General features: G+C 66.0%; 8 protein-coding genes and 1 pseudogene. All 9 read left to right on the top strand.

Translation table 11 applies throughout. From position 1 onward, the window contains the following. Nucleotide 1: 1 nt before the first annotated feature. The 9 genes and pseudogenes from ASG32_RS09070 (at nucleotide 2) to ASG32_RS09035 (ending at nucleotide 11,209) form a co-directional block, all read left to right on the top strand. Nucleotides 2-1,666 (top strand): Wzz/FepE/Etk N-terminal domain-containing protein, encoded by a 1,665-nt coding sequence (locus tag ASG32_RS09070; protein ID WP_056524837.1) that lies wholly within the window; start codon nucleotides 2-4, stop codon nucleotides 1,664-1,666. Nucleotides 1,667-1,737: 71 nt separating this feature from the next. Continuing rightward, nucleotides 1,738-2,850, top strand: coding sequence for a glycosyltransferase (locus ASG32_RS09065; RefSeq protein WP_056524834.1), 1,113 nt, complete (start codon nucleotides 1,738-1,740; stop codon nucleotides 2,848-2,850). Nucleotides 2,851-3,402: 552 nt separating this feature from the next. Continuing rightward, the gene (locus tag ASG32_RS09060) at nucleotides 3,403-6,033 is read left to right on the top strand and encodes an FAD-dependent oxidoreductase (protein ID WP_056524831.1); all 2,631 of its coding nucleotides are present in this window, start codon (nucleotides 3,403-3,405) and stop codon (nucleotides 6,031-6,033) included. A gap of 132 nt (nucleotides 6,034-6,165) precedes the next feature. Continuing rightward, entirely contained in the window at nucleotides 6,166-7,110 is a 945-nt protein-coding gene (locus ASG32_RS09055; protein ID WP_056524828.1) for a family 16 glycosylhydrolase, read from the top strand. A gap of 223 nt (nucleotides 7,111-7,333) precedes the next feature. Then, nucleotides 7,334-7,453 (top strand): annotated as a pseudogene (locus ASG32_RS34975) (IS481 family transposase); the annotation flags it as partial. Between the two features lie 789 nt (nucleotides 7,454-8,242). After that, nucleotides 8,243-8,773 (top strand): sigma-70 family RNA polymerase sigma factor, encoded by a 531-nt coding sequence (locus ASG32_RS09050; protein ID WP_082557810.1) that lies wholly within the window; start codon nucleotides 8,243-8,245, stop codon nucleotides 8,771-8,773. Nucleotides 8,774-8,775: 2 nt separating this feature from the next. Next, complete coding sequence (locus tag ASG32_RS09045; RefSeq protein WP_082557816.1) at nucleotides 8,776-9,543, top strand: anti-sigma factor; 768 nt, start codon at nucleotides 8,776-8,778, stop codon at nucleotides 9,541-9,543. Between the two features lie 8 nt (nucleotides 9,544-9,551). Continuing rightward, nucleotides 9,552-10,664: a catalase family peroxidase gene (locus ASG32_RS09040; protein WP_056524821.1), complete on the top strand. Its 1,113-nt coding sequence runs from the start codon at nucleotides 9,552-9,554 to the stop codon at nucleotides 10,662-10,664. Further along, on the top strand, nucleotides 10,661-11,209 hold the full coding sequence (locus ASG32_RS09035; protein WP_056524818.1) for a cytochrome b/b6 domain-containing protein: 549 nt from the start codon (nucleotides 10,661-10,663) through the stop codon (nucleotides 11,207-11,209). Before ASG32_RS09040 ends, ASG32_RS09035 begins: the two co-directional genes overlap by 4 nt. Nucleotides 11,210-12,023: the final 814 nt, after the last annotated feature.

Below are 12,023 nucleotides of genomic sequence, written 5' to 3'. Positions count from 1 at the left end.
GATGAACATCCACAACACCAACCGGATCCCGCCGGACCAGTCCCAATCGGTCTCCCATTCTCCGGAGACGACCTCCATCGGCGTGCAGGACGGCCCGCTGGCCGTCATCTCGGCGGCCCTCAAGGCGGCCCGCCGGCACAAACTGGCGGTGGCCGTCTGGGTGGTCTTCTGCATCGGCTGCGCGGCGCTCTACACGGTGACCGCGACCCCCTTCTACACGGCGACCGCTGTGCTGCTGCTCGAGCCGCGGCGCCCGGTGGGCTCGGGCTCCTCCGATGGCGCCCTGATGCCGAGCCTCGATGTGGGCCGGGCCGAGAGTGAGCTCCAGGTCCTCCGCTCGGAACGGCTGCTGGCGAACGTGTTCAACAGTCTCCAGCTGGCGAACAATCCGGAATTCGGTCCTCCGGAAGCCGAGAGCCCGAAGGAGCCGGGCCCGGGCGCGTCCGAATTGTCGGGGCTGCGGACCGCCCCGCCGTCGACGGCAGCCATCCTGCAGCAGAGGAAGTTCGAGAACTTCGCCGAGCGATTTACCGTCAGGCGGGTCGGACAGTCGTACGTTGTCGAGGTCTCGTACACGTCCAGAGACCCGAACCTGGCGCGGCGCGTCGCGAACGCGGCCGTCTCGGCCTATCTCCTGCAATCCATCGCTGCCAAGGCCGATGCGGCCAAGAACGGTGCCGAGTTCCTCCAGGGTCGCGTCAATGCCCTCGCCTCCCAGGCGCGGTCCGCCGCGGCGGCCGTCACCGAGGGCACGCTGCCGGACGCGCCGACGCCCGATGCCGACGCGCGGGTGATCGGCGCGGCGCTGCAGCCCCTCAAACCCTCGGCCCCGCGGAAGACCCTGATCCTCGGCCTCGGCGCGATGATCGGCCTCGTCGGCGGCTTCCTGGCCGTGGCGCTGCTGCAGGCCTTCGACCGCCGGATCCGGACGCCGCAGGATCTCGTCCAGAGGGCCGGCATCCCCTGCCTCGCCGTGATGCCCGAGGTCCTGCGCAAGACGGCCGAGGGGCGCCGCGAGACCGTGGATCTGCGCAACGTCAACGCGCCGTGGTTCCTCAACGTCAAATTCTCCACGGGCGTCCGAGACCTTCGGACGTCGATCCAGCTGGCCCTCTCCGCGCGCGGCCACGATTCCGACTGTGTCATCGCCCTGGTCGGCTGCACCCCGCGCACCGGCACGACCCTGATCGGCCTGAGCTTGGCGCGCCTGCTGCAGGAAGGTGGCCGAACCGCCCGGCTGATCGACACGAATATCCACGGCGCCGGAACCTTCTTCCTGACCCCGGACTCCAAGGCCGGGGTCGGCGCGAGTCTCGCCGACCTGATCATCAATCCGAGCCATCTGGCCCTCGCCAAGTTCGTGGATTTCGGGGGCGTCTCGGTCCTGCCGTCGCGGTCGCCGTACACGGCGGTCGGCACCGGCATCTCCCTCAGCTCCTCGGTCTTCCAGAGCGTCATCGACCAGATGCGCCGGGGGGGCTACGTCATCCTCGACCTGCCGCCGCTCTCCGTCTCGGCCGAGTCCCGGGTCGCGGCCCGTCGAGCGGATGTCGTGGTGATCGTCGCCGAGGCCGGGCGGACGACCGTCGACGAGCTGTCGGACGCGGTGAACGGCCTGATCGGTGCCGGCGCGAACGTGATCGGCGCCGTTCTCAATCGCGCGTGAGTCGGACTCCGGCATCGTCGACGGGCCCGCGCCCGGATCGCCGGAGCTCTGAACGGAAGGAGTTGGTTGGGATGGCGGCCGGAGATCGTGAGAAGGTCCAGATCCTTTATCTACAGCCGGGGTCTTCCGTCTTCGCCGGCATCGAGCGAGTGGTCGACACGATCGGCGGGGAACTCGCGCAGAAGTGCGGCACCGAGTTCGCCGTCGACGTGCTGCGAGTCACGCAGCACGCGAACTACCCGGCGGAACCGCGGCCTTACAGAAGCGTCTTCCGGCCGGTCACATCGCGCCTGCACCTCCTGCGGATCTTCAGGGATGTCAGCAAAGGAGGCCGCTACGATCTGGTCATCGTCCCGCAGATCGAGCCGACCGTCATCTTCTGGCTCGCCCGGTTGGGCATCCCGCAGCGGATCACGATGCACCTGCACGGCAACCCGCGGCGCGAATCCGCCAGCCTGAAATCGAAGGTCAAGTTCTTCCTCCTGAAGCATTACATCCTCCCGCGGATCGCTTCCGTTTTCGGCACGTCGCCGCGGCAGCTCCGGGCGTTCGAGGCCGATTTCAACTGCAGACGGCCGATGTACTGGGTTCCCAACCCGGTCAGGCACTTCGAAGCGTCGGACGCCGACATCCGGCCCGACCCCGCCGTCATCACCTTCGTGAATGTCGGACGCTACGCCTTCCAGAAGGGTCAGGACCTTCTGGTGCGCGCGTTCGCGCGATTGTACGAGCGGCGCAGGAACGTGCGGCTCAACTTGGTCGGCCACGGATCCGACAAAGCGGCGCTGGCGGACCAGATTCAGGCGCTCGGCCTGTCCGAGGTCGTCCGGCTCGTCCACTACCCGGACAACCCGCAACGGGCGCTCTTCGCGAGTGATGTCTTCGTCGCGACGTCTCGATGGGAGGGCTGGTCGCTGGCGATCTGCGAAGCCCTCCGGTGCGGACTGCCCGTCATATCCACCGACTGCGAATTCGGCCCCAGCGACATCCTGGTCGACCGACGTCTCGGGCGCCTGATCCCACCCGACGACGAGGAGGCGCTCATAGAATCCATGGAGTATTACTGCGACAATATAATCCTGGAGAGATCGTTTTCGGAATTCAGGAAGCTTCACATCGACCAGTACAGTGCCGAGAGGATCGTGCACATTCACGCCGACGCGATCCGGCAATCGGCATGCTGAACCTCGGCCAGCCCCCGGTCGCGCAGCGGCCCGGCCCATCCTCCACCTCGACCCTAGAGCGCACTCCGCCGAAGTGGATACCGGTTCGGCGTGAGAGAGCGCGTCAAGACAAAGGTTTAGAGCCATGCCCGATTGCAACGCGATCGGGCATGGCTCTAAGTCGTCGCGCGCGCCGCGGAAGCAGCATCGACGCGGCGGCCCGCCGAGCGCGTCAGGGTTCGCAGCCGCGATGCGCCGGCCGGCCGGTACGGGGCGATAGGCGCGCGTCGCACGGGAGAGCCGCACCACCGGCCGACAACGTCCGGACCGCGCCGCGGAGCGTCATGGATCGCCGTCCTCACGACCGCGCGCAACCGTCGCGCCCGCTCGTCGACGGATCTATCGCTGGTCCATATCCGCGTCGTGCCCGAAGAATCACTGACGATCCGGCGTCATGGCAAGTGGACACTGAGCATATTCATGCCTCCTCAACGCGTCGATCGTCCACGTCCGCGCTTCAGCAATAAGTGCGCGACGGTAGTCTCGATGGAATGAGCCCGGGAGCCGCCCACCGTGATCCAACTGCGTGCCGCACGTGAAATCGAGGGTCTTCTGGATGCGGCTTGCGATGTCTGCATTGTCGGGACGGGCCCGGCCGGGAGCACCTTGGCGCGCGAGCTGTCCGGCGGCGGCCTGAGGGTCGTGCTGCTGGAGAGCGGCGGCCTCGACCGGATGGAGAGCGCGGACGCGCTGGACGCCATCGTGATTGTCGGCCGGCCGCGCGCGACCCAGTGGGCCGTCCGGAACCGGATCGTGGGTGGTAGCTCGCACACGTGGGGCGGCCGGTGCGCCCCTTTCGACACGATCGACTTCGAGCAGCGTGCCTGGGTCCCGGAGAGTGGGTGGCCGTTCCAGCGCGACGCACTCGATCCTTATCTCGAGCGGACGGCCAAGTATCTCGGGCTCGCCTACGGCAACCATTTCAGCGACGCGCGCTTCTGGGACCTGTTCGGTTCGCAGCCAGGCTGGTCCGAGCCGGATCCTCGGATGCTCCTGCCCTTCTTCTGGCAGTTCAGCCGCGACGACGCCGAATCCTATCCGTTCGAGTACACGCGCTTCGGGCGGAAACTGGACGAGAAGTTGGGCCCGAACGTCACGTTGATCAGCGGCGCGACCGTCGTCGCGATCGACGTGAACGGGACGGGCGACAGGGTACAGGGCGTCCAAGTCGCGGCGCCCGACGGCGCGATCGTCAAGCTGCCGGCCCGCCATGTCGTCCTGTGTGCCGGCGGGATCGAGAATGCGCGGCTCCTCCTCGCCTCCGATCATCAGGTCCCGGGCGGCCTCGGCAACAGGTTCGACCGCGTGGGTCGCTACCTGATGGATCATCTGCGCGGGCCGGTCGCGCATTTCGACCCTCACCGATCGCGCGCGCTGCAGCGGCGGTTCGGCCGCTACACCATCGAGGATCGGCTGTTCCGGGGCGGGCTCCGCTTGAGCCCGGACGTCCAGCGAAGCCGTCAGCTCCTGAACAGCGCGGTCTGGCTCGGGGAGACGCTCGCCCCCGACGACCCGGGCGACGCGATCCGGAGGATTCTGGTCGGCAAGCCGCGGGCGAAGGACATCCTGACGCTGACGTCGAACCTGCCGCTGCTCCTGCGCGGCTGCCGGGACCATTTCATCGCGCGCAACGGCTTTCCGCGGAAGCTCTCCGAGCTGAGCCTCGAATGCATGGTCGAGCAGCGGCCGGATCCCGAGAGCCGGGTCATGCTGTCCGATCAGCGGGATCACCTGGGCAGCCGGCTGCCCCTGATCGACTGGCGCAGTCACGAAGATGAAGGCCGCACGATGCGCGAGACGGCGCGGCTCGTCGTCTCCGAGTTCGCCCGCCTGGGCCTGCCCGTGCCCGAGCTGGCAGACTGGGTGCGCGAAGAGGCGCCGATCCCGCTCAGCTTCGTCGATGTCGCCCACCCGACCGGCACCACCCGCATGTCCGACGATGCTACCAGGGGCGTCGTCGATGCGCGCGGCCAGGTTCACGGGATCGACGGCCTGTTCGTCACGGGAAGTTCGGTGTTCCCGACAGGAGGCCACTGCAATCCCACGCAGATGATCGTCGCTCTGGCGATCCGCCTCGCCGACCTGCTGAAGGTCCGGGAGCAGCGCGACACCGTGGTCCCCGACCTCCGAACGTCTCCGCCCGTCCCGGGCGATCTCCGCGTCCTCGTGACGGGGGCGACGGGGCGGATCGGCCGCATCCTGGTGGAGGACCTGCAGGAACGCGGCTACGCGGTCAGGGCCGTCACGTCCCAGCCCCTGACCGAGGCGCAGCCGCGCACGGGTCGGGTCGAGTGGCGGACCTTCGACTTCACGGCGGATCAGGATTACGCCGGCCTCGTCGACGGCTGCGCGGCCGTCATGCATCTCGCCGCCGAGCTCGGGAAGCAGGATCGGATGCAGGCCATCAATGTCGAGGCGACGCGGCGACTGGCCGAAGCCGCCGAGCGGGACGGCGTCCGGGCCTTCTGCTACATGAGCACCGTCTCCGTGTATGGCAGCGGCCGCGCGCGCACCATGACGGAGACGGCGCCGGTTCTCACCAGCAGCGTCGACGTCAAATCCGAATACTGGGCCCTGGACTACGTTCGCGCCTACGGTCGAACGAAGCTCGCCGGCGAAGAGGCCATCAGGCGGATCGCCTCGACCCTTCCCTACGTGATCCTGCGCCCGACGGTGGTCGTCGATCTCCATAATCTCATCGGCTTGCGCGACTGGAGCCTCTCGAAGCGCCTCTTCGCAGCGCATCGGCCCTCCCATCACGTCTACGTCCGGGACGTCACGGACGCGGCGATCTGGACGATGACGCGGTCCCTGACCGGGGCTTGGCCGGCGGGCGAGGTCCAGGTCTTCAATCTCTCCGATCACGAGACGCGCGATGCGCGGATCGGCGACTTCATGCGGCGGGCGTTCGCGATAAGCCGCGATCCCCGCTTTCGGGTCATCCCGATGCCGGCCCTCGTCGACTGGCTCCACGATTTCCTGCGCAACCGGACGCTGCCCTTGCGCAATCCTCTCTGGAGGATGCGGTTCCCCAACGATCGTCTGCGGCAGGCCGGGTATCGACACCGCTACGGAATGGCCAGGGCCCGCGCCATGGCGCTGGACATCCTGCGAGCGGAAACACGGGAGCGAAACCGGTCCTGAAAGCCGTCAGCCTCACCACAGCGGCGCGCCGCCGGGCACCGGCACGTCCCAGATCATGGCGTCGCCGCGAAAGGGAGGTTTGTGCCGCGAAGTTCTCTCTCACTTGCCACGCCGGAACTCGGAGCCTGAGCCATGACGAAACCTCGCTGGGTACGCCGCGATCTGCTGAAATCGTGCTTCCGGGATCTACCGATCTGCGCGGCCGCATCCCTGCTGCCGACCAGCCGCTCGAGCGCGGCGATCGACGCCTCCGTGGATCCGACGCAGGGCCGCACGCTCGTCTTCGATGAGCCCTTCGCGGAGATCAACGGACGGATCTGGAATGGCGGACCGAAGGCCACGACAGGGCCGTCCGGTTTCTACGGCCGTTCCGCCTTCGCTCCCCTTGCCGGGGCGGAAGGCTTCAAACCCTACGAGATCGTCGCGGATGCGGAGGCCACGGGCGGCACGGCCCTCCAGATTTCCGCGAAATACATCGGACGCAAGATGAGCGTCGTGAATTACTATGGAAACAACACATCCGACTATCAGTGGATTTCCGGAAATTTGCAGACCGGCAGCCGCAGCGGTGTCGTATCGGTCGGCTGGCGCCAAGGCTATCTCGAAGCGCGGATGAGATTTCCGCGGCATCCGCTCACGTGGCCGGCCTTCTGGCTTCTCAACCGGGATGGCATCACCAATGCCAAACGGAGCATAGAGGTCGATATCGTCGAGCATAAGGGTTTCGAGCCGAAGCTCTACGGCGCGTACCTGCACGAATGGGGGCAGCCCGGCGAGCACAACGAAGGCACCGGCGTTCCCACGCCCGTCGATATGACCGAACAGTACTGCCGGTACGGCGTGCTGATCCAGGACGGTCAATGCATTCCTTATTTTGAGCGCAAGCCAATCATCAATCCTAAAACGAACCAGCTCAATATCTGGACACTCACCCGCGCGTCGGAGATGGAACAAGCCGGCGACGTCTTCTGGCCGCTCCTCACATTGGCGTTGCGGACGGATGTCCCGGCCCCTCAACTGACCGAAGCGCAGAAGCTCACCCATATGCGCGTCGATTACTTTCGCGTGTACGCGTAGCCTCGGACGCCGCGCCGACGAATCCGTGAGGGCGGCGAGGCTCGCGCCCGCGACCTGTTCTCATCGCGGACGGCACACCAAGCGCGTCGCTCCGAATCTGACCTGACCGGCTGGCTTTGGACCGGGCTGATTGAGAGGATCAGCCAGGACCGAAGGCGTCGGACATGCGGCGAGGTCAGAAGACGAGCGGGGAGCAGGTGGTGCTGAAGCTGCGCCAGATCGAACGCTGGCCGAGCGATACGGCATCAACCTGAAAGCCGTGGCGAAGTGGAAGACGCGCACGTCCGTCCTCGATCAGCGTACTGGGCCGAAGGAGCGGCATTCGACCGTGCTGTCGGTCGAGTTACGAGGCTATCAGCAAAGCCTGGGCCGCAGAATCAGAGCACTTCAGGCTCGACCCGCTCCACCAAAAGCCGGGACCAAACACGCTCTCGTCGCGAGTTCAGAGACTGCGTGGGTTGGTCGTCCGACAGTCGTCAGCGGGAAAGGGCATTGCCCCGGCATCCGCTAAGCACGTGATTTGAATGGCGCGCCAGCTTGAACATAAATGCGAACACCTATGCCATTGAGGTGGCACGATAATTTTTGAGGCTCGGCTGCTGCTCGTCACGCCGCTATCAGCGGCGGACCCTCTCCAGGCCGCAACGCAACTTTGCAACCCGGACGTTCCGCAGTGCGCCCATCCCGGTCGTCCCATTTTGTATACACAGAGGCCGGAAGCGGACATGATCATCAAAGCTGCTTAAGCCTTCAGATCAGGAGTAGAGCGAACACCGCCGCGGCATACAGTGCGAAGCCACAAAGCAATTGGGATCCAAAGCAGCTCGCGCTGCTGCACTTGTCCAAGACATAGTCTGGAACACTTTCCCGCCCGTGACGTGGCATCGAGCTTGCCAATCCATTGAAGGGCCACAGGGGCCGATCCCCGACAGACGCCATCGGTCGTGTTCTATTCCACGCTCAGACAGTCCGATTGGCGTCGGTCGATGCCGGCGCGGCGGTGCCGCAAGAATTTTTTGCGGCCCGTGGAATAAGCCGCGCGAACTGGCGTCCTTGTCCGTGCAATGCAGAATTTCGTCCTCATGGGACGGCTTCTCAGCGAAGGAGATGCCCGCATGTCAGGAGGCCCATCGTGAGCGACATGATGCGCCTCGTCGAGCCGCTGATCCCAGCCCTGCGCCGCTATGCCAGTGCGCTCCTGCGCAACCCGTCCGATGCCGACGATCTAGTTCAGGATTGCCTGGAGCGTGCCGTCGGCCGTTGGCATCAGCGACGGCCGGACGGAGACGCCCGCACGTGGCTCTACGCGATCCTGCACAACCTCGCGATGAGCCAGATGCGCCAGCGCGCCCGCCGCGGGGTGCACATGCCCGTTGAGGACGTGTCGGAGGCAAGCCTGTCGGTCGCCCCGAACCAAGACGACGGCCTGCGCCACCGCGACTTGATGGTCGCCCTCGACACGCTGCCCGAGGAGCAGCGCGGCGTGCTCCTGCTCGTGACGGTCGAGGGTCTCTCCTACGCCGAGACTGCGCAAGTGCTATCCATCCCGGTGGGCACCGTAATGTCGAGACTTTCGCGTGCCCGCGACCGAATGATCCAGCTCATGGACGGCGAGAGCGGCTCCGCTCCTGCCAAGCGCCCGCTGCTCAGGAGGGTGAAATGACCATGCGCCCGATCAATGAGGACGATCTCCAGGCGCTCGTCGACGAGCGGCTCGACCCCGTCCGTCGCGCCGAAGTCGAGTCCTATCTCACCGCCAACCCCGAAGTTCGCACGCGGGTCGAGCGCCTGCGCGACCTGGGCCGCGATTTGCGTGCCGCCTTCGCACCTGTGATGACCGAGCCGGTCCCGGCGCAACTTAACCTCGTGCACCTCGTGGAGGCGCGGCGGCGTCCCCAGATACCCGCTTGGCAGGCCGGCGCCGCCGCAATGCTCCTGATCCTTGGCGGTCTCGGTGGCTGGGGGCTGCGCGGCGCATTCGCGCCTATCCCCTCCGGCGTCGATGCCCTGGCGCAGGAGGCCAGCGCGAACTTCGCGGTCTATGCGCCGGACCGCCTGCGGCCGGTCGAGTTGGCCGCCAGCGATCGTGACGAACTCGCCCGCTGGTTCACCACTCGCCTCGACCGCAAGGTGGGCGTGCCCGACCTGAGCTCCGCCGGGTACCAACTGATGGGGGGGCGCCTCGTCGCGACGCCGCATGGCCCTGCGGGCCTGCTGATGTACGACGACCAGCGCGGCACGCGTCTCGTCATGTTGATGCGTCCAATGGCCGAGCCTGGCGACGCGCCGATGCGCGAGCATAGGTCCGACACGGCCATCGGCTACGCCTGGGCCCAAGACGGCCTCGGCTACAGCCTCGTCGGCAGGGCCGACCCGGCCACGCTGCACCCCCTCGCCAACGAGATTCGCCGCACGAGCGCGACGAACACCTGAGGCCCATCATGACCTTGCTGAACGATCTGACCGGGGCGCCCCCCGGAACGACGACTCGTGCCCTGCTTCTCCGGCTCTCCACTATCGGCGCGGTGCTGGCTGGAAGCGTGGGCGCCTTCGCCTATGCCGGCGGCTGGCTGTCGCCGGCCACCCTGACGCCGGCGCACGTGATCGACCGCTTCGAGCAGGTGAACGGTCCGCATCCCGGTTTCCGGCGCAACCACGCCAAGGGCTTGTGCGTAGCGGGCCGCTTCGTCGCCAACGGCGCGGGTGCCCGTCTCTCGAAGGCGAACGTGTTCGCGGCAAATCGGGTGACACCAGTCGAGGGGCGGGTGGCCCTGGCCGGCGGCCAGCCCTACGCGGCCGATGCTCTGGCCACCGTGCGCAGCCTTGCCCTGCGCTTCCGGCTTCCTGGAGGAGAGGAGTGGCGTACCGGCATGAACAACATCCCGGTCTTCCCGGTACGTACGCCCGAAGCCTTCTACGAGCAGCTTCTCGCCGCCAAACCCGATCCGGCGACCGGCAAACCCGACCCAGAGCGCCTGAAGTCCTTCTTCGCCAACCACCCCAAGAGTGCGAAGGCGGCCGCCCTGATCAAGGCGCGCACGATCACCTCGGGCTTCGCCGACAGCACATTCTGGGGCCTAAACGCCTTCCGGTTCGTCGCCGCCGACGGGTCCGCGACACCGGTACGCTGGGCCTTCGTGCCGGAGATGCAGGCGACGCCGGAGACTGCCGCGCGGTCCGCAATGACGGACAAGAATTACCTGTTCGATGATCTGATCGCGCAACTCCGGCACGGCCCACGGCGCTGGCAACTCATCGCGACGCTGGGGCAGCCCAGTGATGCGACCGACGATGCGACCCTACCCTGGCCCGCAGGCCGTGAGACCGTCGACACGGGCACGCTCACCCTAACGAATGCCGTCCCGGAAGAGGCGGGCAACTGCCGGGATATCAACTTCGACCCGCTCGTTCTGCCGGATGGCATCGCGCCCTCCGACGATCCTCTGCTGAGTGCCCGCTCGGCGGCCTATTCCCGTTCCTTCACCCGCCGGGCCGGCGAGGCAAAGAGCGCGAGTGCCGTGTCCGAGATGACAACGCAAGGAGCCGGCCTGTGACACGTTCCCTCCGCTTCAACCTGCCGGCGCGCCTCCTCCACTGGAACATGGCGGCGCTGATCCTGGCGATGCTGTTCATCGGCGTTGCGATGGTGACGTCGCTGGCCGATTACTATGTGCTGGTAGCCCTGCACCGCCCCCTGGGTATTCTAATCCTGCTGCTCGCCGCCATCAGGCTTGCCAACCGCTGGCGCCATCCGCCGCCGCCCCTGCCGTTGGATCTGCCCGCGTGGCAGCGCCACGCCGCGCACGCCTCGCACATCGCGCTCTACGGCCTGATGCTGGCCATGCCCGTCATCGGCTGGGCGATGCTGTCGGCGGCACGCTACCCCGTCGCGCTCGCGGGACCGATCGTGCTGCCTCCGATCCTGCCGCAGAGTCCCGTCCTGTATGCGTGGCTGCGGGGCCTCCACACCGTGTTGGCCTACGCCCTCTTCGCTCTCATTCTCGCCCATCTCGGTGCTGCCCTGATCCACGGGCTCATCCGCCGAGACGGTGTCTTCTCCAGTATGGCACTGCGCGCGGCAGGGCCGCGAACACGATGACGGCGATGCAGACAGTGGGGCGAAACGGGATGGTCGGTGGCACGGCTGGCCGGGTAATCATCGCTGGGACGGCATCGCGGACGTCACCATGCGCCATGCCTACGCTTCAGGCTCCTCGGCGCTTACGGATTGCCCCGTTGCAGCAAACCGACATTCTCCCTCGCGAGTACGCTCATCGACATCTCAGTGAGTGCTGATGAGGCAGGGCGGATGTTTCCACTACTGCGCATTACTGAGAATGAGGGCAAATGCATGCAAATTTGCGCCAAATTTCTCCTTGAGCGCATATATTATGGCATTATCTCTGATGCTTGATCAACTTCCAAACCATCTAGTGTCTTTATCATTTATTCGGACGCGCCACTAAATTTTCAGCCTCAAGTATTTGCCAATTAAATCACCTTGTTTAAACGTAGATATGAATTTGAGTAATTGAGAGAATCATATTGCGATGAAGTCTATATTTTTGATGATTATGCGAAGTAAAAACAGCAGTCAGTGACAGATCTACATGGTTGGTAGGGTTATGAATAATTCACTGGCGCTAGTCCAAGCAGGACAAATTTGGGCTTACACAGCCGAGGTGTCAGGTCTGCATCCTGCCTTGACGGCGGGCCGCCGCAAGCCGGAGGTGGCCATGATCGAATCCAGTCTGGACCGGGGTCAGGGTCGGAGCGCGCGCGCCGGCACCACCCACATCCTCCTCGTCGAGGACGACGCGGGCATGCAGCGCATCGTCTCGGACCACTTCGCCGACCACGACGTCGCCGTGACGGCGGCGACCGACCGGGCGGAGGCGGAGAAGCGGCTCGCG

This window comes from Methylobacterium sp. Leaf361 (assembly GCF_001424445.1).
GTDB lineage: Bacteria > Pseudomonadota > Alphaproteobacteria > Rhizobiales > Beijerinckiaceae > Methylobacterium.
Note: the sequence above shows the minus strand (reverse complement) of the source record. Positions and strands in the feature narration are given on the sequence as shown.

Bases quoted from the DNA above. Each gene is read 5' to 3' on its own strand.
- ASG32_RS09070 (WP_056524837.1), top strand. From the start codon at position 2: ATGAACATCCACAACACCAACCGGATCCCGCCGGACCAGTCCCAATCG.
- ASG32_RS09065 (WP_056524834.1), top strand. From the start codon at position 1,738: ATGGCGGCCGGAGATCGTGAGAAGGTCCAGATCCTTTATCTACAGCCG.
- ASG32_RS09055 (WP_056524828.1), top strand. From the start codon at position 6,166: ATGACGAAACCTCGCTGGGTACGCCGCGATCTGCTGAAATCGTGCTTC.
- ASG32_RS09045 (WP_082557816.1), top strand. From the start codon at position 8,776: ATGCGCCCGATCAATGAGGACGATCTCCAGGCGCTCGTCGACGAGCGG.
- ASG32_RS09040 (WP_056524821.1), top strand. From the start codon at position 9,552: ATGACCTTGCTGAACGATCTGACCGGGGCGCCCCCCGGAACGACGACT.